Annotated in this window: 25 protein-coding genes; 9 read left to right on the forward strand and 16 right to left on the reverse strand. The window is 66.7% G+C overall.

What is annotated here, in order from left to right; genetic code table 11:
- Positions 1-32: 32 nt before the first annotated feature.
- Positions 33-1,172 (reverse strand): GTP 3',8-cyclase MoaA, encoded by a 1,140-nt coding sequence (gene moaA, locus C6P61_RS11030; protein WP_105729986.1) that lies wholly within the window; start codon positions 1,170-1,172, stop codon positions 33-35.
- Between the two features lie 132 nt (positions 1,173-1,304).
- Here moaA and ppa point away from each other — a divergent pair, with 132 nt between their 5' ends.
- A complete protein-coding gene (ppa, locus tag C6P61_RS11035) occupies positions 1,305-1,841 on the forward strand; it encodes an inorganic diphosphatase (protein ID WP_105730042.1) in 537 nt (178 codons plus the stop codon).
- A gap of 89 nt (positions 1,842-1,930) precedes the next feature.
- Here the strand turns inward: ppa and C6P61_RS11040 are convergent, their stop codons facing one another.
- Positions 1,931-3,124 (reverse strand): GNAT family N-acetyltransferase, encoded by a 1,194-nt coding sequence (locus tag C6P61_RS11040; RefSeq protein ID WP_211296968.1) that lies wholly within the window; start codon positions 3,122-3,124, stop codon positions 1,931-1,933.
- A gap of 13 nt (positions 3,125-3,137) precedes the next feature.
- Here C6P61_RS11040 and C6P61_RS11045 point away from each other — a divergent pair, with 13 nt between their 5' ends.
- Entirely contained in the window at positions 3,138-4,841 is a 1,704-nt protein-coding gene (locus C6P61_RS11045) for an NAD+ synthase (protein ID WP_105729988.1), read from the forward strand.
- Positions 4,842-4,925: 84 nt separating this feature from the next.
- Positions 4,926-5,264: a P-II family nitrogen regulator gene (locus C6P61_RS11050; protein ID WP_105729989.1), complete on the forward strand. Its 339-nt coding sequence runs from the start codon at positions 4,926-4,928 to the stop codon at positions 5,262-5,264.
- 54 nt (positions 5,265-5,318) lie between these two features.
- Here the strand turns inward: C6P61_RS11050 and C6P61_RS11055 are convergent, their stop codons facing one another.
- The 14 genes from C6P61_RS11055 to flgA all read right to left on the reverse strand — a co-directional run bounded on the left by C6P61_RS11055 (position 5,319) and on the right by flgA (position 17,941).
- A complete protein-coding gene (locus tag C6P61_RS11055) occupies positions 5,319-5,936 on the reverse strand; it encodes an LOG family protein (RefSeq protein WP_483403486.1) in 618 nt (205 codons plus the stop codon).
- Complete coding sequence (locus C6P61_RS11060) at positions 5,933-6,343, reverse strand: diacylglycerol kinase (protein WP_105729990.1); 411 nt, start codon at positions 6,341-6,343, stop codon at positions 5,933-5,935. The genes C6P61_RS11055 and C6P61_RS11060 overlap by 4 nt, the downstream gene beginning before the upstream one ends.
- Positions 6,340-6,885, reverse strand: coding sequence for an RDD family protein (locus C6P61_RS11065; protein WP_105729991.1), 546 nt, complete (start codon positions 6,883-6,885; stop codon positions 6,340-6,342). The genes C6P61_RS11060 and C6P61_RS11065 overlap by 4 nt, the downstream gene beginning before the upstream one ends.
- Before the next feature lie 43 nt (positions 6,886-6,928).
- Positions 6,929-7,789, reverse strand: coding sequence for an OmpA family protein (locus C6P61_RS11070; protein ID WP_105729992.1), 861 nt, complete (start codon positions 7,787-7,789; stop codon positions 6,929-6,931).
- 1 nt (position 7,790) lies between these two features.
- Positions 7,791-8,540: a flagellar motor protein gene (locus C6P61_RS11075; RefSeq protein ID WP_105729993.1), complete on the reverse strand. Its 750-nt coding sequence runs from the start codon at positions 8,538-8,540 to the stop codon at positions 7,791-7,793.
- Complete coding sequence (locus C6P61_RS11080) at positions 8,522-9,259, reverse strand: RNA polymerase sigma factor FliA (protein WP_105729994.1); 738 nt, start codon at positions 9,257-9,259, stop codon at positions 8,522-8,524. The genes C6P61_RS11075 and C6P61_RS11080 overlap by 19 nt, the downstream gene beginning before the upstream one ends.
- Positions 9,260-9,262: 3 nt before the next feature.
- Positions 9,263-10,093, reverse strand: coding sequence for a MinD/ParA family ATP-binding protein (locus tag C6P61_RS11085; protein ID WP_105729995.1), 831 nt, complete (start codon positions 10,091-10,093; stop codon positions 9,263-9,265).
- Positions 10,086-11,291, reverse strand: coding sequence for a flagellar biosynthesis GTPase FlhF (gene flhF / locus C6P61_RS11090; protein ID WP_105729996.1), 1,206 nt, complete (start codon positions 11,289-11,291; stop codon positions 10,086-10,088). Before flhF ends, C6P61_RS11085 begins: the two co-directional genes overlap by 8 nt.
- Before the next feature lie 2 nt (positions 11,292-11,293).
- Positions 11,294-13,363 (reverse strand): flagellar biosynthesis protein FlhA, encoded by a 2,070-nt coding sequence (flhA, locus tag C6P61_RS11095; RefSeq protein WP_105729997.1) that lies wholly within the window; start codon positions 13,361-13,363, stop codon positions 11,294-11,296.
- Positions 13,360-14,523 (reverse strand): flagellar biosynthesis protein FlhB, encoded by a 1,164-nt coding sequence (gene flhB / locus C6P61_RS11100; RefSeq protein ID WP_105729998.1) that lies wholly within the window; start codon positions 14,521-14,523, stop codon positions 13,360-13,362. The genes flhA and flhB overlap by 4 nt, the downstream gene beginning before the upstream one ends.
- Positions 14,524-14,643: 120 nt before the next feature.
- Entirely contained in the window at positions 14,644-16,203 is a 1,560-nt protein-coding gene (locus C6P61_RS11105) for a methyl-accepting chemotaxis protein (protein WP_105729999.1), read from the reverse strand.
- A 183-nt stretch (positions 16,204-16,386) separates the two neighbouring features.
- Positions 16,387-16,854, reverse strand: a complete 468-nt coding sequence (locus C6P61_RS11110; RefSeq protein WP_105730000.1) for a flagella synthesis protein FlgN — start codon at positions 16,852-16,854, stop codon at positions 16,387-16,389.
- A gap of 2 nt (positions 16,855-16,856) precedes the next feature.
- Complete coding sequence (gene flgM / locus C6P61_RS11115) at positions 16,857-17,156, reverse strand: flagellar biosynthesis anti-sigma factor FlgM (protein ID WP_244908887.1); 300 nt, start codon at positions 17,154-17,156, stop codon at positions 16,857-16,859.
- A gap of 92 nt (positions 17,157-17,248) precedes the next feature.
- The gene (flgA, locus tag C6P61_RS11120) at positions 17,249-17,941 is read right to left on the reverse strand and encodes a flagellar basal body P-ring formation chaperone FlgA (protein ID WP_105730002.1); all 693 of its coding nucleotides are present in this window, start codon (positions 17,939-17,941) and stop codon (positions 17,249-17,251) included.
- 184 nt (positions 17,942-18,125) lie between these two features.
- On the opposite strand from flgA, the gene flgB reads away from it, so the two are divergent.
- The 6 genes from flgB to flgG are packed head-to-tail and all read left to right on the forward strand — an operon-like array spanning position 18,126 to position 22,714.
- Positions 18,126-18,524 (forward strand): flagellar basal body rod protein FlgB, encoded by a 399-nt coding sequence (flgB, locus tag C6P61_RS11125; protein ID WP_105730003.1) that lies wholly within the window; start codon positions 18,126-18,128, stop codon positions 18,522-18,524.
- A gap of 5 nt (positions 18,525-18,529) precedes the next feature.
- Entirely contained in the window at positions 18,530-18,931 is a 402-nt protein-coding gene (flgC, locus tag C6P61_RS11130) for a flagellar basal body rod protein FlgC (RefSeq protein ID WP_105730044.1), read from the forward strand.
- Positions 18,932-18,944: 13 nt separating this feature from the next.
- Positions 18,945-19,607, forward strand: a complete 663-nt coding sequence (locus tag C6P61_RS11135; protein WP_105730004.1) for a flagellar hook assembly protein FlgD — start codon at positions 18,945-18,947, stop codon at positions 19,605-19,607.
- Between the two features lie 31 nt (positions 19,608-19,638).
- Positions 19,639-21,126: a flagellar hook protein FlgE gene (locus C6P61_RS11140; protein ID WP_105730005.1), complete on the forward strand. Its 1,488-nt coding sequence runs from the start codon at positions 19,639-19,641 to the stop codon at positions 21,124-21,126.
- A 26-nt stretch (positions 21,127-21,152) separates the two neighbouring features.
- Positions 21,153-21,893: a flagellar basal body rod protein FlgF gene (locus tag C6P61_RS11145; protein ID WP_105730006.1), complete on the forward strand. Its 741-nt coding sequence runs from the start codon at positions 21,153-21,155 to the stop codon at positions 21,891-21,893.
- A gap of 38 nt (positions 21,894-21,931) precedes the next feature.
- Positions 21,932-22,714 carry a flagellar basal-body rod protein FlgG gene (flgG, locus tag C6P61_RS11150; RefSeq protein WP_105730007.1) on the forward strand — a complete coding sequence of 261 codons (783 nt, stop codon included), beginning with the start codon at positions 21,932-21,934 and terminating at the stop codon, positions 22,712-22,714.

Genomic DNA, 22,714 nt, shown 5'->3' on the forward strand with positions numbered 1-22,714 from the left:
ATGTTGCGTCCCGTTCCGCCTGCGCCATGCCTTCAGCCCCCGATGTAGCTCATCTCGATCCGCTTTCCGGCCGCCGCGCTGTCGGCTGGCAGCAAGGCGCGCAGCTCGGAGTAGCGGTCAGTGCGCCCCTGCCAGATCGCGCCCAGCGCCGAGGCGATCTGTGCCTCGTCCGCCGCCTCATCGCGCAGCAGCGTGCGCAGGTCGTAGCCCTGCGAGGCAAACAGGCAGAGGTAGAGCCGGCCCTCCGTCGACAGTCTGGCACGGTTGCAGTCGCCGCAGAAGGCCTGGGTCACGCTGCTGATGACGCCGATCTCGCCCAACGCCGGATCATGAAGACCGTCGGCACCGGCATAGCCCCAGCGCTCGGCGGTCTCGCCCGGGGCCGAGGCCTGCAGCGGCACCAGCGCCAGCTCGCGCCCGATCCGCTCGACCACTTCGGCGCTCGGCAGCACCTGATCCATGCGCCAGCCGTTGGTCGCGCCGACATCCATGTATTCGATGAAGCGCAGCGTCACGCCGCTGCCGCGGAAATGGCGCGCCAGCGGCAGGATCTCCTGTTCGTTGGTGCCGCGCTTGACCACCATGTTGACCTTGATCGGACCCAGTCCCACCGCCTGCGCCGCCTCCAGCCCGTCGAGTACCGCCCGCACCGGAAAATCCACATCGTTCATGCGCCGGAAGATGGCGTCGTCGAGCGCGTCCAGGCTCACGGTGACGCGCTGCAGGCCCGCGTCCTTGAGCGCGCGCGCCTTGCGTGCCAGCAGGCTGCCATTGGTCGTCAGCGTCAGGTCCAGCGGCTGGCCGTCCGGGGTGCGTAGCGCCGCGAGTTGCTCGACCAGTTGCTCGAGGTCCTTGCGCAGCAGCGGCTCGCCGCCTGTGAGCCGGATCTTGCGCACACCATGGGCCACGAAGACCTTGGCCAGCCGGGTGATCTCCTCGAAGCGCAGCAGCGCCGAATGCGGCAGGTAGGGATGTCCCTGGTCGAACACCTCCTTGGGCATGCAGTAGCTGCAGCGGAAGTTGCAGCGGTCGGTCACGCTGATGCGCAGGTCGCGCAGCGGCCGGCCCAGCAGGTCGAGCCATGGCCCGCTGGTGGGGATGGCCTGGATAGGGCGGGGGGCCGACAGCGCCTTGCTGCGCAGGTCGACCAGGGGGATCACGCGTTCTGCCATGAGGTCAAGATTACACCAAGGTGCACTGCGGCGGCATCCGCCGTAAGGAGGGGGTAGGTTGGCCCGGTAAAATGATTTTGATGCTTGCGCACCAGGCGCATGGCTTTCATCAACCTATTTCAGATCGACACTATGTCCCTCGACCACGTCACCCCCGGCAGCAAGGTGCCCGAAGCGTTCAACGTCATCATCGAGATCCCGATGAACGGCGACCCGATCAAGTACGAAGTCGACAAGGCCTCCGGCTGCGTCTTCGTCGACCGCTTCATGAACACCGCCATGCACTACCCGACCAACTACGGTTACGTGCCCAAGACCATCGCTGGCGATGGCGACCCGGTCGACGTGCTGGTCATCACCCCGGTGCCGCTGCCCCCGGGCGTGGTCGTGCCCTGCCGCGCGCTTGGCATCCTGAAGATGGAAGACGAAGGCGGCGTCGACGGCAAGGTCATCGCCGTGCCGACTGCCAAGATCCTGCCGCTGTACGCCAAGATCGAATCGCTGGAAGATCTGGCCGAGATCCAGCTGGCCCAGATCAAGCATTTCTTCGAGCACTACAAGGACCTCGACGCCGGCAAGTGGGTCAAGGTGCTGGGCTGGGAAGGCAAGGAAGCCGCCCACCAGGAAATCACCGACGGCATCGCCGCCTACGACAAGGAACAGGCCTGAGTCCCTGGCTGGCGGCCTTGATCTGATCTGATCTGATCCAGGCGCCAGCCCGCTGACGCTTCCCCTGTCAGCCCCCTGCAGTCCTGCGCTCAAGCGTCGGATTTCAGGGGGCTTCGGCTTTCCAGCTGCTCCAGGTAGGCGCCGATGTGTTCGCCCTCCTGCTCCAGGTAGCGCTCGACCGCGTCGGAAAACGCCGGATGCGCCAGCCAGTGCGCGCTCCAGGTGGTCACCGGCAGCAGCGCGCGCGCCATCTTGTGCTCGCCCTGGGCCCCGCCCTCGAATCTTTGCACGCCCTGCGCGATGCACCAGTCCAGCGGCTGGTAGTAGCAGGCCTCGAAATGCAGGCAGTCGACCCGCTCCAACGCGCCCCAGTAGCGGCCGTAGGCGGCCTCGGGGCGGTCGCTGTCGTCGCTCAGGGCCAGCAGACTGGCCGCGATGCGCTCGCCCGCCGCATTGCGCGCGATGAACAGCAGCCACAGCCCGGGCTGCGCCTGCTGCAGGCGAGCGAAGAAGTTGCGGCTCAGGTAGGGCCGGTTGCCGTGTTCGAGGTAGGTGCGTTCGTAGCAGCGGTAGAAGAAGTCCCAGTCCTCGGTCTGGATGTCGCTGCCGCGCTTCCAGTCGAAAGTCACGCCGGCATCGGCCACCTTGCGTCGCTCCTGCCGGATCTTCTTGCGCTTGTCCTGCTTGAGCGTGGCCAGGAAATCGTCGAAATCGGCATAGCCAGTACCGGGCGGGTTCTGCCAGTGGAACTGCACCGTCTGGCGCAGCAGCAGGCCGGCTTCGCGGCAGGCGGCGATGTCCTGCTCCGCAGCAAACAACAGGTGCAGCGAGGACAGCCCGAGCTGCTCGCAGTGTGCGATCAGCGCTTGTAGCAGCGCGGCGCGCGCCCGGGCGTCGAGGGCCAGCAGGCGCGGTCCCGGCACCGGCGTGAACGGCACCGCCACCAGTCCCTTGGGGTAGTAGGCCAGGCCATGGCGCTCATAGGCCTCGGCCCAGGCCCAGTCGAACACGTACTCGCCCCGCGAATGGCTTTTCAGGTAGAGCGGGGCGGCCGCTTGCAGCTGGTCCTGGCGCCAGAGCGTGAGCCACTGCAGGCCCCAGCCGGTCGCGGCTACCGCGCAGCCGCTCTCATCCAGTGCGGCCAGGTAGTCGTGGCGCATGAAGGGGCCGCCCGCACCGCCAGGCTGGCGCGCCAGCAGCGCATTCCAGGCCCCGGCATCGATTTCCGAGGGCTGATCCAGCACCCGGATGACATAATCCTCGCCAACGTTTTCGCTCTCCATACACGGTATCTCCATGACCCTCCAGATCTGCGTTGCGCAGCTCAATTTCGTCGTCGGCGACCTGGCCGGCAACGCGCAAAAAATCGTTGACGCCGCGCGCCAGGCCCATGTCCAGGGTGCCAGCCTGCTGCTGACGCCCGAGCTGGCCCTGTGCGGTTACGCGGCCGAGGACCTCTACCTGCGTCCGGCCTTCGTCGCTGCCTGCGATGATGCCTTGCAAACCGTGGCCCGCGAGACCGCGGGGCTTTGCGGCCTGCATATCGTGGTCGGTCATCCGGCGTCGGCAGCGGGCGGCGAGCGCGGCCGCAGCGTCTCGCGTGCGCCCTGCCTGAACGCCGCCAGCGTGCTGTTCGAGGGTCAAATGACGCAGCGCTATGCCAAGCGCGAGCTGCCCAACTACCAGGTGTTCGACGAGCGGCGCTACTTCGTGCCGGGCGACGCGCCCTGCGTGTTCGAGCTTGCCGGCGCCAACGGCCAGAAGGTCAAGGTCGGGCTGCTGATCTGCGAGGACGCCTGGTTCGAGGCGCCGGCCGCTGCCGCCAAGGCCGCCGGCGCCGAGCTGCTGGCCGTGATCAATGCCTCGCCGTTTCACGCCGGCAAGGGCGACGAGCGCGAGCAGGCCATGCGCCTGCGCGTGCTGGCGACCGGCCTGCCGCTGGTCTATGCCCATCTGGTCGGCGGCCAGGACGAGATCGTGTTCGAGGGCCGCAGCTTCGCGCTCGACCGCAATGGCGCGCTGGCCGCGCGCGCGCCGAGCTTTGCCGAGGACCTGTTCGCGCTCACGCTGCAGTCGCCAGCCGAGGCCGCTGCCAGCCCGTCGCGCTTTGGCGTCGTGGGTCCGATCGCGCCCGAGGCCTCGCTCGAAGCCGATCTCTGGCATGCGCTGGTGCTCGGCGTGCGCGACTATGTCGGCAAGAACGGCTTTCCAGGCGCGCTGCTGGGCCTGTCGGGCGGCATCGACTCGGCGCTGGTGCTGGCGATCGCGGTCGATGCGCTCGGCGCCGACAAGCTGCGTGCGGTCATGATGCCCTCGCCCTACACGGCCGACATCTCCTGGATCGATGCGCGCGAGATGGCGCAGCGTCTGGGCGTGCGCTACGACGAGATCGCGATCCAGCCCGAGTTCGATGCCTTCCTGGGCTCGCTGGGGCCCCTGTTTGAAGGCCGTCCGTTCGATACCACCGAGGAAAACATCCAGGCCCGCATCCGCGGCACGATGCTGATGGCGCTCTCCAACAAGTTCGGTTCCATCGTGCTGACCACCGGCAACAAGAGCGAGATGGCGACCGGCTACTGCACGCTCTACGGCGACATGGCGGGCGGCTTCGCGGTGATCAAGGACCTGGTCAAGACCATGGTGTTCCGGCTGGCCTGGTGGCGCAATGCCAACGACCCCTACGGCACCGGCGCCAATCCGATCCCCGAGCGCATCATCACGCGTCCGCCCAGCGCCGAGTTGCGCCCGGACCAGAAGGACCAGGACAGCCTGCCGCCCTACGAGGTGCTCGACGCCATCGTCGAACGCTACATGGAGGAAGACCAGTCGCCGGCCGAGATCATCGCCGCCGGTTATCCGCAGGCGGCGGTCGAGCAGGTGGTGCGCCTGATCCGCTTCAACGAGTACAAGCGCCGCCAGTCGCCGGTCGGCATCCGCGTCACGCATCGCAGCTTCGGCAAGGACTGGCGCTACCCGAACACCAACCGCTATCGCGCCTGAAGCCCGGCCTGCCCGGGCCACCGGGCGGGGCGTGATACAGTTTTGACCTGAGAGTTTTCAACCCCCATTCCCGGAGCCTTATCCATGAAGCAAATCACCGCCGTCATCAAACCCTTCAAGCTCGAGGAAGTGCGCGAGGCGCTGGCCGAGCAGGGAGTGACGGGGCTGACCGTGACCGAGGTCAAGGGCTTCGGCCGCCAGAAGGGTCATACCGAGCTCTACCGTGGCGCCGAATACGTGGTCGATTTCCTGCCCAAGGTCCGGATCGAACTGGTGGTCAAGGGCGATGATGTCGAGCGCTGCGTCGACGCCATCATCCGCGCCGCGCGCACCGGCAAGATCGGCGACGGCAAGATCTTCGTCACCCCGGTCGAGCGCGTGATCCGCATCCGCACCGGCGAGCAGGACGAGTCGGCAGTCTGACCCGCCCCGCCTGGCTCCGTCACGGGGTCGGGCGGGTCCTCGCTCGGGCCTGGATCAGATCTGTTCCAGCCGGTCCGGCGCGTCCGGCCGGGCCGCCTTCAGCAGCGCCGGCAGCAGCTCGCTGGCGCTGTCGCTCACGCGCAGCAGCTCCATCTGCCACTGGCCCATGAAGCCAGCCTGCACGCTCGAGTCCAGGAAAGTCAGCAGGCTGTCGTAATAGCCGCCGGCGTTGAGCAGTCCGATCGGCTTGTCGTGGTAGCCGAGCTGGCGCCAGGTCCAGACCTCGAACAACTCCTCGAAAGTGCCGATGCCGCCGGGCAGGGCCAGGAAGACATCGGCATGCTCGGCCATCATCTGCTTGCGCTGGTGCATGTTGGCGACCACATGCAGCTCGGTGCAGCCCCGATGCGCGGCTTCCATCTCGACCAGCGCCTCGGGGATCACCCCGATCACGCGTGCGCCCGCCGCCAGCGCCGCGTCCGCCACCGCGCCCATCAGGCCATGGTGGCCGCCGCCGTAGACCAGCTGCGCGCCGTGGGCGCCGATCCAGTGACCGACCTCACGCGCCAGCGCCGCATGCGCGGGATCATGGCCGGGACGGGAGCCGCAATAGACGCAGACCGTCAGCGGCCGGGAAGAATGGTTTTCCTGCAGGTTCATGGTCGTCATCATGCCAGCAGTCGGTGACCGAGCGCCGCGAGCCAGACCCCGGCGCACAGCAGCAGGCTCAGCAACACGGCAGCGCTGCCCATGTCCTTGGCGCGCTTGGACAGTTCGTTCCATTCGGGACCGATGCGGTCGATCGCGGTCTCGATGCCGGTGTTGAGCAGTTCGACCACCAGTACCAGCACCACGCCGCCGATCAGCAGGCTGGTCTCGACCCAGCTGCGTCCGAGCCAGACCGCTGCCGGCAGCATGACGATCGCCGCAATCGCCTCCTGGCGGAACGCCGGCTCATGCCAACCCGCGCGCAGGCCCGCGAGCGAGTAGCCCAGCGCATGGCGCAGCCTGGCCAGGCCGTGGCGCTGCTTTTGTGCTTGCGGCGACTCGTGCGTGGCGGGCGGGGGCGAGGCGCTCATGACTTGCGGCCGCGACCGGCCTTGCCGGGTTGGGACGGATCGAACACCAGCTCGGTGCCGGCCCAGGCGTCATGCCAGAACTGGCGCTTCGGGTGCAGGTAGGACAGTGCGGCCCAGCAGCCGACCCAGCCCAGGGTCAGCGCCAGCAACTGGCCGCCCGGCAGCGCCAGCAGCGAGCCCAGTGCCAGCGGCGGCAGCAGCCAGATCCAGCTCAGCAGATAGCGCCGCAGCGCCCGGCCCGGGCTGGGCGCACGGCCGTCCGGACCCTGGATGCGGATATGCCAGGTCCGCATCGGCAGCGTGTGCGAATGGGTCCAGCACCAGGTGAAGTAGAGCCCCAGCAGCAGGAACAGGAAGGCCTGCAGCTCGGGGCGGTTCTGCAGGCCGTGGCGGGTCTGGGTCACGACGCTGAACAGCAGGCTGGCGACGAAGACGACGCCAAACAGCAGCACCCCCTCGTAGAGCCAGCAGGCCAGGCGCCGGCGCAGGCTGGGGGTGGGTAGGGGGGAGGCAGTGGAGGAAGGGGCGGCTTGCTTGGTCATCTTCAGGCCAGGATGGTAGCGCAGCGGCGAGTCATGCCGGCTTTCATGTCGTCGGCGCGGCGGCCGCTTCGGGGGCAGCCTCGGGAGCCACCTCGAGGGCCGGCTCGAGGGCCGGCTTGGGCGCAGGCTTGGCGGCCGGCGCACGGGGCGCCTGCCTGCCTGGCGCAGCGGGTGCCGCCGCTGGCGGGGCAGCCGGCGCAGCGGTCGGCAGGATCTGGATCTCGACTCGGCGGTTGCGCAAGCGGCCCTCGGCGCTGGTGTTGCTCGCGACCGGCTGGGTCGCGCCGCGGCCGATTGCGACCAGGCGCTGGTCGCTGATTCCGGCTTCGACGAACAGCCGCACCACGCTGCTGGCGCGGGCCGCCGACAGCTCCCAGTTCGACGGGTATTGCAGCGACCGGATGTCGAGCGTGTCGGTGTGGCCGATGACCTGGACGGTGTGCTGCGGGTAGGCCTGCAGCACGTCGGCCACTGAACGCAAGGCGCTCAAGGCGGCCGGACTCAGGTTGGCTTCGGCCGGCGGGAACAGGATGCCGGCATCGAACTCGATATGGATCGCCTGCGGCAGGTGCCGCACCTGCGCCGCGCCTTGCTGGAACGTGATCGACAGGCGCTTGGCCAGTTGTTCGGCGATCTGCTGCATTTCGTCCACCTCGGGGGCCGCTTCGGTCGGCGCGCCGGTGGCGTTCGATGCCTGGGCGTCGGAGCCGGCGGGGGGCTGCTCCTTGCCGACAGCCTGGTCGAACGACTCCGTCAGGTCCTGGTACTTGCCGCCCTGCAGCGACAGCGCATACATCACGACAAAGAAGGCGAACAGCAGCGTGATGAAGTCGGCATAGGACACCAGCCAGCGCTCGGCCGAGTCGGTATCGTCGTCCTGGCGTCTGTTTCTGCGGCGCCTCATCTCAGCCGCCTTGCTGCCAGTGGCTGTTCATGCGCTCCTGGATCACGCCCGAGTTTTCTCCGCGGGCGATGCTCACCAGTGCGTCAGCCAGCATGGTGCGCTTGAGCAGCTCCAGCGCCAGCTGCTTCTTGAGCTTGTTGGCGATCGGCAGGCAGACCAGGTTGGCCAGCGCCACGCCATAGACCGTGGCAACGAAGGCCACCGCGATGCCGCTGCCGAGCAGAGCCGGCTCGCCGAGGTTGTCCATCACCCGCATCAGTCCCAGCACGGCGCCCAGGATGCCGATGGTCGGCGCATAGCCGCCGGCAGCCTCCCAGACCCGGATCGACTGGCGCTCCCAGCGCTCGTAGCTGTCGATGTCGGTTTCGAGGATCGAGCGCAGGGTCTCGGCATCGACGTTGTCGACCAGCATGCGCATGCCCTTGGTGATGAAGGGGTCGCGCTGGTCGGTCAGGTAGCGCTCGAGTTGCAGGAAGCCGTCGGCGCGGGCGGTCTTGCTCCAGCCCTGGATCGAGGCGATCAGGGCCTCGTAGAAGGGGGGTTGCGGCGCAAAGGCCTTGCCCGCCAGTCGCAGGCCGCGCCACAGCGTACCCATGCCGTTTTGCAGCAGCACGGCGCCCAGCGTGCCGCCCAGCACGATCACCATCGCCGCCGGCTGGACCAGGGCGGCGAGCTTGCCGCCCTCGACCCATTGGCCACCCGCGATCGCCGCCAACGCCAGCACCAGGCCGGCTAAACTGCCCCAGTCCATTCCTGTCTCCTCAGGTGGTTGCGCAGACGGGCCACCGCCTGGCTATGTAATTGCGACACGCGCGACTCGGTGACACCGAGCACGGCGCCGATTTCCTTCAAATTGAGTTCCTGCTCATAGTACAGCCCCATCAGCAGCTTCTCGCGCTCGGGCAGGGCATCGATGGCCTCGATCAGTGCGGCGCGAAAACCCTCTTGCAGCAACTCCTGCAACGGGTCATGCGAGCTGTCCTGGCAATGCCGGTCCAGGAAATGGTCGCTGCTGTCGTCGCTTGCCGACTTGAAGTCGTCGAAATAGATCAGCTGGTGGCCGGCGCCGTCGCTGAGCTTTTGCTGGTAGTCGGCCAGCGTCAGATCGAGCCGGGCCGCGATCTCGGCTTCGCTCGGCGCCCGCAGCAGTTCCTGCTGCAGCTCGCTCAGCGCGCCCTCGATCTGGCGCATGTTCTGGCGCACGCTGCGCGGCAGCCAGTCCTGGCTGCGCAACTCATCGAGCATGGCACCGCGGATGCGCTGCACCGCATAGGTCTCGAACTGGGCGGTCTGGGTCACCTCGTAGCGGCTCATGGCGTCGAGCAGGCCGATCGTGCCGGCCTGGATCAGGTCGTCGACCTCGACGTTGGCCGGCAGCCTGGCCTTGAGCTGGTAGGCCAGCTTCTTGACCAGCGGGATATGCTGCTCGATCACCCGGTCCTTGGGGGCTCGACCCTTGGCGTCGTACATGGTTCAGCGCTCCAGCAAAGAGGCCGCCGTCTGTTGTGACTGGCCGACGTTGAGCAGCCGCGCCGCCACCTCGCGCAAGGCTATCGAGGCGCCGGCCATCGGAAAGGCCTCGACCACCGGTCGTCCCAGCTGCAGGGCGCGCGCCAGATGCTCGTCTTGCGGCAGGTGGCCCAGGAAACGCACCGGCACCGCCAGGTAGTGGTTGGCCGCCTGCGCGATGTTCTGCTGGATCTTCTCGGCTTGCGCCAGCGTCGCGCCCACCACCATCAGCAGGAACGGGCGCCGTCCGAGCTGTCCATGCAGGGCCTTGATCTGGGCGTAGGCATGCTTGATCGAGTCCGCCGTGCTGGCGGTCAGCACCACCATTTCGCCCTGTGCCAGCTCGGGCAGCACAAAGGGGTTGTCGCGCTGCAAGTCGGTGTCGACCAGACAGAACTGACCGGCCGGGCTCAGCGTCTGCAGCTGTTGCGACAGCTTGGCCGCATCGTCGGGCTGGCCCAGCAGCTCACTGAGCGGGCGGTTGGCCAGGCGGGCGATCCGCACGCCCGGACCATGCGGTTGCACCGCTTGCTGCGCATCGCCCTGGCGGCAGGCCAATTGCCACAGCGAAGGCGTGGGCAGCTGGGCCGCGCAGGAGGCGATGCCGTCGGCGTTCAGGCTGGCATCGAGCAGCTGCACCTCGTTGCCCGCGCGCACCAGTGCGGCCGCCAGATTGAGCAGTACCAGGTTCTTCTGCGCTGGTTCGAGCGCCGTCAGCACGCTCACATAGCGCGACTTCCTGGCGCCGAGGATGCGGCGCAGGCCGGCGGCCTGGTCATTGGACAGGTCAAGCAATTTTTATTCCTTGCACACTGGTGTCGAGGCGCACGGCATCGGTGCTCATCAGCACCGGCAGCTCGCTGTCCTCGTAATGCTTGCTGCTCTGGCTGCTGCGCAACTCGAACACGCGCTCGACCAGCGGGCGCGCCTGCGCGAGCTGCAGGTCCTCGGGCACGCGCTGTCCGGTGCCCAGGTAGAACAGCCGCAGCTTCTGCCGGATCACCACGTCGAGCGCATTGCTGATCGTGACCGCCTCGTCAAGCTTTGTCAGTATGACACCTTCCAGCCCCGATCCGCGGTAGGCATGGACCACCTCGTTCAAGGTCTCGATCGTGCTGGTGGTGTTGAGGCAGAGCAAGCGCTTGACCGGCACCTGGGTGCCGGCGAGCATGGCGATCTGCTCGGCCACCATCTGGTCGCGCTGGCTCATGCCGACGGTGTCGATCAGCACCGTGTGCTTGGTCGCCAGCTCTTCGAGCGCGAGTCGCAGGTCGACCTCGTCCTTGACCGAGTGCACCATCACGCCCATGATCTTGCCGTAGATGCGCAGCTGCTCGTGCGCGCCGATCCGGTAGCCGTCGGTCGTGATCAGGGCCAGCTTGCCGGGACCGTGGCGCATCACGTAGCGCGCCGCGAGCTTGGCGGTCGTCGTCGTCTTGCCGACCCCGGTCGGTCCGATCAGCGCATAGACACCGCCCTCGTCGAGGAAGCTGTCCTCGTCCTGCAGCACATTGATGTTGCGCGTCAGGATGCCCTTGGACCATTCGATCGCCTGCTCGAGGTCACCCTCGCCCGGGGCATTCTCGGTCAGGTAGCGCGTCAGGCTCGGGCTCAGGCCCAGGCTCAGCAGATGCTTGAGCATTGCCGACTTGAGCGGGTTCTTCGGCTGCTGCTGGCCCGACCAGGCCAGCTCGTTCATCTGCTTGGCCAGCGCCTCGCGCATGGCCCGGATCTCCTCCATCACCACGCTCATGCCCGGTCCCGGGTCGGCTGCCGGCACCGGGGCTGGCGCCGGCGCTGCCAGTGCCGGGTCTGCATCGTCATCCCGGTACTGCTCGATGACCGTGGCGTAGTCCCGTTCGCTGCAGGCCAGGATCTCGATGCCGGCCTCCGCGCTGCGGTTGGCCAGGATCATGGCCTCGGGGCCCAGGGCTTCACGCACCAGGCCCAGTGCCTCGCGTGCGCTACTGGCAATAAAACGGTGAACCTTCATGTTCAGGCTCCAACGAGGTGGGTGACTTTAATGGTCCGGCTGTCCGGCAGCTCGGCGTGCGACAGCACCTTGAGCTGCGGCAGGGTGCGGCGCAGGAAGCGTGCCAGCATGGCGCGCAGCGGCGCCGGCACCAGCAGCACCGGGGTGTAGCCCATCTGCTCCTGCAGCTGGCTGGCCTGCACGGTCTGGTTGACCAGCGTCTCGGCCAGTCCGGGCTCGATCCCGCCGCCCTCGGCGCCGCCGGTCTGCAGCGCCTGCAGCAGCAGCCGCTCGAGCCGGTGGTCCAGCGTCATGACCGGCAGCTCCTGCTGGCCCGGCACGATCTCCTGCACGATGGCTCGGCCCAGTGCGACCCGCACTGCGGCAGTCAGGCTGTAGGCATCCAGGCTCATGGCGGCTTGCTCGATCAGGGTCTCGACGATGGTCTGCATGTCGCGGATATGCACGCCCTCGGCCAGCAGGTTCTGCAGCACCTTCTGCAGCGTCGACAGCGGCAGCAGCTTGGGTACCAGGTCCTCGAGTAGCTTGGGGCTTTCCTTGCCGAGGTGGTCGATCAGCGCCTGCAGCTCCTGGCGACCCAGCAATTCCGCCGCGTGCTGCGCCAGCAGGTGGTTCAGGTGGGTGGCCACCACGGTGCCGGCATCGACCACCGTGTAGCCCATCGACTGGGCCTGGTCGCGCATGTTTGCATCGATCCAGACTGCGGGCAAGCCAAATGCCGGATCGGTGACCGGCTGGCCCGGCAGCGGCCCCGAGACCATGCCGGGGTTGATCGCCATGAACTGGCCCGGATGCGACTCGCCGCTGCCGATCTCCACCCCCTTGAGCGTGATGCGGTAGCCTGACGGCGGCAGCTCGAGGTTGTCGCGAATATGCACCGGCGGCGGCAGGAAGCCGACTTCCTGCGCGAACTTCTTGCGGATGCCCTTGATGCGGCGCAGCAGTTCGCCGTCCTGGCTGCTGTTGACCAGGCTGATCAGCCGGTAGCCGACCTCCAGGCCCAGGGCCTGGATCGGGCTGACGTCCTGCCAGCTGGCTTCTTCCGTCTCGGGTGCCGGCAGCGGGGCTGGTGCCGGCTCCTCGGCCTTGCGCTCGCGTGCGAGCAGCTGCGGCACATAATAGGCGCAGCCGCCGATCAGCAGCGCCAGCAGGCCGAAGGCCAGATGCGGCATGCCCGGAATCAGGCCCATGCTGCCGATGATGGCGGCCGTGATGTAGAGCACCTGCGGCTTCATGAACAGCTGGTTGATCATCTGCGAGCCGACGTCCTGGTCGTTGGCCACGCGCGAGACCACGGCACCGGCGGCCACCGAGATGATCAGCGACGGGATCTGCGCCACCAGGCCGTCACCGATCGCCAGCAGCGTGTAGGTCTCGACGGCGCGGTCGAACGGCAGATCGTGCTGCAGCATGCCGACCAGCAGGCCGCCGATCATGTTGACCACGGTGACCACGATGCCGGCAACCGCGTCGCCGCGCACGTATTTGCTCGCACCGTCCATCGCGCCGTAGAACTCGGCTTCCTGCGACACCTCGGTGCGGCGCTTGCGCGCCTCGGCCTCGCCGATCAGGCCGGCGTTGAGGTCGGCATCGATCGCCATCTGCTTGCCCGGCATCGCGTCGAGCGCAAAGCGTGCGCCGACCTCGGCGATCCGTCCGGCGCCCTTGGTCACGACCACGAAGTTGATCACGGTCAGGATCACGAACACCACCACGCCGATCAGGTAGTTGCCACCGATCAGGAAGTGGCCGAAGGCCTCGATCACCTTGCCTGCCGCGTCCGGTCCGGTATGGCCATTGGTCAGCACGACCCGGGTCGAGGCCACGTTGAGCGACAGCCGCAGCATGGTCGTGATCAGCAGCACGGCCGGGAAGGCCATGAAATCGAGCGGTCGCACCGTGTAGAGCGCCGTCAGCAGCACCATGATCGACAGCGCGATGTTGAAGCTGAAGAAGATGTCGAGGATGAAGGACGACACCGGCAGGATCATCAGCGCCAGCATCATCACCACCAGCATCGGGGCGGCCAGCGCCTTGCCGTTCATGCGGCCCAGAATCAGTTTCCAGTTCATGCCCGGCCTCCGGTCTCATTGTCTGCGCTCTCGAGCGGATCGAAGCCGGCCGGCAACGCGACCGGCTCCGGGCGTATCGGCGCGAAACCGCCCTGGCTGCGGTAGGTCCGCAGCTGGAACACATAGGCCAGTATCTGTGCCACGGCGGTGTAGAGCGGCGCCGGGATTTCCTGGTCGAGTTCGGTATGGCGGTAGAGCGCGCGTGCCAGCGGCGGCGCCTCGATGATCGTGACCCCGTTGGCGGCCCCCAGCTCGCGGATGCGGGCCGCGACCTCGTCGACGCCTTTGGCCACCACCTTGGGCGCGTGGTTGCCCTGTTCCGGATATTGCAGCGCGACCGCGTAGTGGGTCGGGTTGGTCACGATCACGTCGGCCGTCGGTACCTGCGCCATCATGCGTCTACGCGCGATGGCGCGCTGCTGGGCGCGGATCTTGGCCTTGATCTCGGGGTTGCCATCGGACTCCTTGGCTTCGTCGCGCAGTTGCTGGCGCGTCATCATGAGCTTACGCGTGTAGCTCCACATTTGGTAGGGGCCGTCGATCAGCGCGATCACGGCCAACGCCGCGACCAGCCCGATGAAGCAGGCCAGCAGCAGCCGGACATGTTCGGCCGTGCTCTCGCGCGGCGACTGGCTCGCGAGCGCGAGCAGGGCGTCGAGCTGCTGGCTGATCACGAACCAGGCCACGCTGCCGACCAGCAGGGTCTTGGCGATCGCCTTCAGCAGCTCGCTGAGCGAGCGCATCGACACCATGTTGGCCAGGCCCTTGAGCGGGTTGAGCTTGCTGAACTTGGGCACCAGTGCCTGGGTATGGAACAGCCAGCCGCCGATCAAGGCCGGCGAGGCCAGCGCCGCCAGCAGCAGCAGGCCCGCCATGGGCAGGAAGGCCAGCAGCAGGTCGAACAGTTGCTGGCCCCAGTCCACGCCCAGCCGTTGCGGGTCGAACAGCTGCTCGCGCTTGAACTGCAGCCCCATCAGCAACATGTGCTTGAGCTGGCGCACCATGGCCTCGCCACTGATCCAGAAGCCAAGCGCCGCCGCTGCCAGCACCGTGAAGGTGCCGATCTCGCGTGACCTCGGCACATCACCCTGCTCGCGTGCTTTTTCTAGCTGTCGGGGTGAGGCGGGTTCTGTCTTTTCGAGGTCGCTGTCTTCTGCCAAGTGGGGGCTCCGGGGATTGAAGATTATCGCCGCCAGCAAGCAGCGCTCAGATCCGGAGCAGTACGGCTAATGAGTGTCTGCTTGCCGCTTTGGCCGCTCTCGAGCCCCCTGGCTGAACTTTCAGGCGATCTTGAAGACGCGCACGACTTCTTCGAGCTGCACCGCCTGTTGCCTGAGGCTGTCGGCGGCGGCAGCGCTTTCCTCCACCAGCGCGGCGTTGCGCTGCGTCATGTTGTCGATGCTCGAGATCGACTGGCTGATGTCGGACACGCTGCCCGACTGCTCGAGACTGGCGCGCGAGATGCTCTCGATCAGCTGCGACAGCGAGCGCACCTGCGCGACAATGCTGTTCACGCTGGTGCCGGCCTGTGCCACCAGCTCGGTGCCGACCCTGACGCGCTCGCCGCTTTCGGCGATCAGCGACTTGATTTCCCTGGCCGCAGAGGCGCTGCGCTGGGCGAGCTGGCGCACCTCGGTCGCGACCACGGCAAAGCCGCGGCCCTGCTCGCCAGCGCGCGCGGCCTCGACCGCGGCATTGAGCGCCAGGATATTGGTCTGGAAGGCGATGCCGTCGATCACGCCGGTGATGTCCGTGATCAGGCGGCTGCTCTGGCTGATCTGCTCCATGGTCGAAACGACCTGGGCCACCACCTCGCCGCCATGGCTGGCGGCCTGGCTGGTCTGCTGGGCCAGTTCGCTGGCCTGGCGTGCGCTCTCCGCATTGCTGTCGACCGCGCTGGTGATCTGGGCCATCGCCGCCGCCGTGCGCTCGAGGTTGATCGACTGCTCCTCGGTGCGTTCGGCCAGCATCGCGCTGCTCTCCGAGATCTCGCGCGAGCCGTTGGCGATCGCTTCGCTGCCATGGCGGACCCGGGACACGATCTGGATCAGGTTGTCATGCATGGTCTTGAGCGCGTTCAGCATCGCACCGGCCTCGTCCCTGCCGCTGCCGACGATCTCGCCCGTCAGGTCGCCGCTGGCCACCTGGTCGGCCATGCGCACCGCCTCGGCCAGCGGCCTTGTGATCGAGCGCGTCGCGACCCAGGACAGCCAGATGCCCAGCAGCAAGGAGCCCAGCGTCGTGAGCCCCAGGATGGTGTTGACCAGCTTCATGCTGGTGTTCGAGGCCTGGAATTCCTCTTCGGCCTGCTTGATCTTGAGCTGGATCAGCTGGTCAAGCGGTGCCTGGGCCTTCGGGGCATTCGGGGTAATGATCCGGATATAGAGATCCTGGGCATCGTCATAGCGGTCGCTGGTCATGGCCTGGTTGGCCGGTACCAGCCCTTGCTCGAACAAGACTCGCCGGTGCTGGTCGAACGCCTGCGCCAGCGTCCTGGATTCTGCGTCTTGCGGCAGCGCCATGTAAGCCTTCCAGAGGCCGGTGATCGCAGTCAGGTTACGATCGAATTCAGCACTCTTGGGCTCGACCGTGAAGCGGTCCGGGCTCAGCAGCATTTCCATCACCAGGATGCGGTTGCGCTGGATCAGCTGGTTCAGGCTCGCGAGCTGCTGCGCCGGGACGGCTCGCTCCTCGTAGATCACCCGCGTCTTGTCGTTCAGGTGCAGGTTTGACAGTGTGCCGAGCAAGGCCATGCCGCCAATCAGGAGCAGGAGCAAGGCCGAGCTCAGAGCGAGCCGTTGCCCAATTTTCAGATTGCGGCTATATTGGTGAAATGACATGCAATGTGAAAAATGTTAGGTCGATGCCCTAATATTTCCACATTAGTTTGAAATATTCATGAAAAATACTGATCGATGGCACAAAACTGCTGATGCCTGATCGAATCGCTGGCGTCTGCGCCTGATTGGCGTGGCCTGCAGGCAGCGGCCGTCGTCGGATTCGGCCGAAGGTATTGGAGCTGCTCAGCCCAGGATGGTCCTGAACTGGGGGCGCAAGCCCGTCAAGCCACCCTGTCCGTACAAGGCGGACTCCCCCGGACCGCGCAGCGCCGCGAGGGCTGCCTGGTTGCGCACCGACAGGCGCTGGATCAGCAAGCCGTTGGTGCGGTTGAGCTCCTGCGCGCGCTGGGCGCAATCGAGCAATTGCTGCCACTGCTGCTGTATCGCCGGATCGGTCTGACGCTCGACCCAGCTCGCCATGCTGCTGTCTTGCTCGGGCAGACCGGCCTGGCCGAGCAGGCGGCGCAGCTGCTGGTGCAGCGTGACGAAGCTGGCAATCAGCTGCGACTTGCCATGCGCGGCCTGTGACAGGGCATCGGCATCGTTGTCGAGCAAGGCCGCTTCTTCGCGACTCATGGCCTCGTGCAGCTGGGTTGCGAGGGCAAGCTCCTGCGCCAGGCTTTGCGCGATTGCCGCATCGGTGGCGTTCATGTTCAGGCCGAGCGCGAGTTGCCGCGGATCAGATCCTTGACCGTGCTCAGCAGGCCGTCGGCGACCTTGCTCGAGTCGACCTGGAAGCGGCCATCGGCAATGGCCTCCTTGATCGACTGCACTTTCTTGGCGTCGAAGCTGCCGCCGCCGACTTGACGCTCGAGCTGCTGGAACTGACCCGACATCTGGACCGTTGCCGTCTGGCTGCGCGCGGCCGAACTGGCCTCGAGGGGCTTGGGACTGGCCGGTGCGTTGCCTACACCCAGCCCGGGCATTTTGCCGATCGATGGTTCAATTTTCACGGGGGTATCCTGACATGTGGTGACTGGTGCTGCCTTGCTTTGCCCTGTTTACGGTCATGGTGCCGCAAACTTGAGTGTGTTGGCAAGCGGCTTCACGGTTCCAGTTCGACCCAGCCGCCGGCCTGGGCCTTGCCGCTGACGGTCTGGCCCGACGCCACGCGCACCTGGACTGACTGTCCCACGGCGGCGTTGCCCAGCGCCCGGCCTTCGGAGTCGATCCGGAAGCCCGCGCCCTCGAGCACCAGCTTGACGGTTTGTCCGGCCGTGACGACATGGACGCTGCGCAGCCATTGCTGGCGCAGCGGTGCGCCGGCCGCCACGGCTGCCGTCAGGCTGCGGCCCAGCCATTGCTTCTCGTCGGTCACGGCGCCCGGCGGCAGGTTCTCGGCATAGGTCTGCTCGACCGTCAGGTCCTGCGCTTGCAACAGATGACCGGCCTGCAGCGCTGTCTTGGCCAGATAGTAGCTGCGCGATTCCTGGATCGTGGCGCTCAGGTAGACCGTCCAGGGTTGGGGCTTGTGGCAGCGCACACCGATGCGCAGCTGGCCGCGCAGCGGCTGCTGGCCCGAAGGCAGCAGGACTTCGGGCTTGGGGCAGGCCGGTAGCTGGAGTTGCGGGTCTGGCGGGCTGACCCGCACGCGGCTGGAGGCCGGCAGTTGTGCCTCGACGGCGCTCGCGACCTGCGCGCGCAGCGCGTCGAGATTGTGCCGGGTCGAGGGCTGTGCCTGGGCCGCCAGGCTGACCAGCAGCAGGCAGCCTTGCAGCAGACGGTAGGGTCGCTTCATGGTTGGCACCAAGTGTAGAGGGATTCCCAGGCCGGGTGCGAGGCTCTAACAGCCAAGCTGAACGCGGTTTTGGGCTTTGTTTGTTCGATCGCATGTGTCATAACCTGCGTAAAGTAAGACAATCCCTATCACTGCCCGTGCGTCCTTGCAAGCGGGCGGATTCTGGGTTTGAACGGAGGCCTAGATGGCAGGAAGACTGGACGAAGCACTGGGGTTTCATGAGCAGGCCCTGCGACTGCGGGCGCAGCGCCAGCAGCTGCTGGCGACCAATATCGCCAACGCCGATACCCCCAACTACAAGGCGCAGGATTTCGATTTTGCCCAGGCCATGAAGGCCGCCATGGCGGGTGCTGCCGGCAACGCGCAGCAGCTGCAGCGTACCCATGCCGCCCACCAGGGGCTGGCCTCGGACGGCATGCCGCAGGCCCAGCCGCGTGCGGTCGTGCAGGCCAGCCGCGACGGCAACACGGTCGACCTCGACGTCGAGCGCAGTGCCTTCACCGAAAACGCGCTGCGCTACGAAGCCGGCGTGACCATCCTGTCCTCCAAGCTCAAGGGCTTGTCTTCCGTCATCCAGGGTTGATCGCCATGTCCTTGCTCAATGTTTTCCAGGTCGCCGGCTCGGCCATGACCGCGCAGGCGCAGCGCCTGAACGTCGTGGCCAGCAACCTCGCCAACGCCGAGAGCACCAGCGGCCCCGGTGGTCAGCCCTATCGGGCCAAGCAGCTCGAGTTCATGGCCGCCGCGCTGCCCGGTGGCGCGACCGGAGTCAAGGCCGGCCCGGTGGTCGAGGACCCGACCCCGCCGCGTCTGCTCTACAACCCCTCGCATCCCCAGGCCAATGAGCAGGGCTATGTGGCGATGCCCAATGTCAACGTGGTCGAGGAAATGGTCAACATGCTGTCGGCCTCGCGCTCCTACCAGACCAACGTCGATACCCTCAACGCCGCCAAATCCATGGCGCTCAAGACACTGACCATCGGTCAGTGAGAAAGTCCATCCTATGGCAGTCAACAGCATCAGTTCGAACACTGGGGTCACGGCCCAGACCAGCGCGTCCAGCGCCACCGGCAGCGTCGACGACGCCCAGTCCAATTTCATGAAGCTGCTCGTGGCCCAGATGCAGAATCAGGACCCGATGAACCCGATGGACAATGCGCAGATGACCTCGCAGATGGCCCAGCTCAACATGGTCAGCGGCATCAACCAGCTCAACAGCACGCTGTCCTCGGCGCTGTCGGGCTTCCAGGCGACCCAGGCCATGCAGGCCTCGAGCCTGATCGGGCGCGAGGTGCTGGTGCCGAGCTCGACGCTGCAGCTCAGCGAAGGCCAGGCCAAGATGGGGGCCGATCTCGCGCAGTCGGCCGACAGCCTCAAGCTGACCGTGCTCGATGGCGCCGGCCAGGCGCTGCACAGCATCGATCTCGGACCGCAGTCGGCCGGCCTGGTCCAGCTCGACTGGGACGGCGCCACCGATGCCGGTGCGGCTGCCGCCGACGGCCGCTACAGCTTCAAGCTCGAGGCCTTGCGCAATGGTCAGTCGGTCACGGCCACTGCCCTGTCGGCGGTCCAGGTCGGCGGTGTCTCGCTGAACAACAACAGCGTACGCCTGAGCCTGCCCGGCATGGGCGATGTGGCCCTGGCCGACGTGCGCCAGGTGCGCTGATCTTCATTCATATTTTTAAGGGGTTACGGTCATGGCCTTTCTGATTGACAACTCAGCCGTCAAGTCCTCCGCCAAGCGGCTCGAGGTCATTGGCAACAACGTCGCCAACGTCAACACCGTGGGTTTCAAGGGCTCGGATTTCGAGGATGCGCTGGCATCCGCGTTGAATACCGAGACCGGCATCAGGTCCACGGGCGGACGCCAGAGCTTCTCGCAAGGCGACATCAGCGCCACCAACAACCCGCTCGACATCGCGATCAGCGGTGCCGGCTTCTTCCGCGTCGAAAGCGGCGACCGGGTGGCCTACACCCGTGGCGGCCAGTTCAACCTCAACAAGGAAGGCGAGATCGTCAACTCGATGGGCGACAAGCTGACCGGCTTCCTGGCCGATCCGGCCAGCGGTCTGATCAAGACCGGCAAGCCCGTGCCGCTGACGATCAGCCAGGCCAACGATGCGCCCAAGCCGACCGCCAAGGCCACGCTCGAGCTGATGCTCGACACCCGCTCCGAAGTGGTGTCCGCAGCCGCTTCCGCCTCGACCGCCGACAAGGCCGCGATCGCGAAGGCGGGTGCCTCGCAGGCGATTGCCGTGGCGGCGCAGGCGGCTTCTGACACTGCGGCCGCCAAGGCGGCAGCCCTCGCGCTCGACCCGAACGCCACGGCGGCCGACAAGACCGCAGCCGACGCCGAAGCAGCTACTGCCGCCACCGACGCTGCTGCTGCCGCCGCGGCAGCGGCGGTCGATGCGCCGGCCGGTGAAGCGGCCCTCAAGACGGTGTCTGACGACGCCTACGCCGCGTTCAAGCCGACCGATCCGACCACCTATACCCATTCCACCACCACCACGGTCTATACCGCGCAGGGCAAGGAAGTCGGGGTCCAGACCTTCTACGTCAAGCTCGCCGACAATACCTGGGATGTCTATGCCTGGCAGGGCGGAGCTGACAAGCCCGCCAAGCTCGGCGGCCTGACCTTCGATTCCAAGGGTCAGGTCCAGGCCTCGACGGTCTATGACAGCGCCACCGGCACCAGCACTGCTGCGACCACCAAGGGCGAATTCGGCATCACGGTCGACAATACCAAGATGGCGCTCGATCTCGGCAGCGCGACCCAGTACGGCTCCAAGTTCACCGTGCGCGTGAGCCAGGACGGCCGCGGCGTCGGACAGTTGCTCAACTACAGCGTGGCCGAGGACGGCATCATCACCGCGCGCTACAACAACGGCAACAGCAAGGTGCTCGGCCAGGTGGTGCTGACCAATTTCCGCAGCATCAACGGCCTGCATGCTGTGGGCAACAACCAGTGGCTCGAGACCTCGGCTTCCGGCTCGGCCGAGATCAACCAGCCCGGCGTCGGCGTGCTGGGCTCGCTGAAGTCGTCCTCGACCGAATCGGCCAACATCGACCTTACGCTCGAGATGATCAAGATGATCTCGGCCCAGCGCAGCTTCCAGGCTGCGGCCGAAATGATGCGCCGCCAGGATGAGACCATGCAGACCGTGGTCAACATCGGTCGCTGAGCGCATTGAACCTTTTGGACTAAGCCATGGACCGTCTGATCTACACCGCCATGACCGGCGCCAAGCAGGTCGCCGAGCAGCAGACCACGGTGGCGCACAACCTCGCCAACGTCGGGACGGGTGGTTTTCGTGCCCAGATCGACGCCTTTCGCGCCATGCCGGTGCCGGGCGGTGAAAAACCCACCCGCGCCCAGGTGCAAAGCAGCACCGTGGCGGCCGACTTCACGCCAGGAGCGATCCAGCAGACCGGTCGCGTGCTCGATCTGGCGCTGCCAGGCGCGGGCTGGTTGTCGGTGCTGGGCACCGATGGCCGCGAAGCCTATACCCGCAGCGGCTCGCTCAAGCTCGGTCCCGACGGTGCGCTGTTGACTCAGTCCGGCCTGCCGGTGCTGGGCGAGGGCGGGCCCTTGAACCTGCCGGCCGATGTCGAACTCCTGATCGGCCGCGATGGCACGATCTCGGCGCTGCAGCCGGGCGTGAGCCCGGCGGTGGCGGAGCAGATCGGCCGCCTCAAGCTCGTCAACCCACCGCAGGCCGGTCTGGCACGCGGCGATGACGGACTGTTCCGGCTGCGCAGTGGCGCCGACGCCGAGGCCGATCCCGCCGTCATGATCGAGTCGGGCGCGCTCGAGGGCAGCAACGTCAGCGTGGTCGACGCGATGGTGCGCATGATCGACCTGGGGCGCCAGTTCGACACCCAGATGAGCCTGCTCAAGCATGCCGATGGCAATGCCAGCAAGGCCGACCAGGTGCTGAGCCTGAATTGACCGCCCGCGATCTCCTCACCAAATAAAAGGAACAAGTCATGCTTCGCTCACTCTGGGTGGCCAAGACGGGTCTGGAAGCGCAACAAGCGCAGATGGACGTCATCACCAACAACATCGCCAACGTCAACACCAACGGTTTCAAGCGTTCGCGCGCGGTGTTCGAGGACCTGCTGTACCAGACCGTGCGTCAACCTGGCGCGCCATCCTCGCAGCAGACCCAGTTTCCCACCGGCCTGCAGTTCGGCACCGGCGTCAAGCCGGTCGCGACCGAGCGGCTGCACACCCAGGGCAACCTGATGCAGACTGGCAACAGCAAGGACATCGCGATCGATGGCAAGGGCTTCTTCCAGGTCCAGATGCCCGACGGCACGGTCGGCTATACCCGTGACGGCTCCTTCCACGTGGACAACCAGGGCCAGCTCGTGACTTCCAGCGGCTACCTGCTGCTGCCCCAGATCACCGTGCCGGCCGACGCCCAGGTCCTGACGGTGTCGCGCAGCGGCCAGGTCAGCGTGACGGTGCAGGGCAATGCCGCGGCACAGGAGCTCGGCACGCTGCAGCTGGCTTCCTTCATCAACCCGGCCGGTCTCGAGGCCAGGGGCGAGAACCTGTATTACGAGACTGGTGCTTCGGGCGCGCCGATCGTCAACGACCCCGGCACCAACGGCCTGGGCCAGCTGTCGCAGGGTTTTGTCGAGGCGGCCAACGTCAACGTGGTCGAGGAGATGGTCAACATGGTGCAGGCCCAGCGCGCCTATGAACTCAACAGCAAGGCCGTCACCGCGTCCGACCAGATGCTGCAGAAAATTGCCCAGCTTTGA

It is taken from the genome of Malikia spinosa (assembly GCF_002980625.1).
In the GTDB taxonomy this organism is placed as follows: Bacteria; Pseudomonadota; Gammaproteobacteria; order Burkholderiales; family Burkholderiaceae_C; genus Malikia; species Malikia spinosa.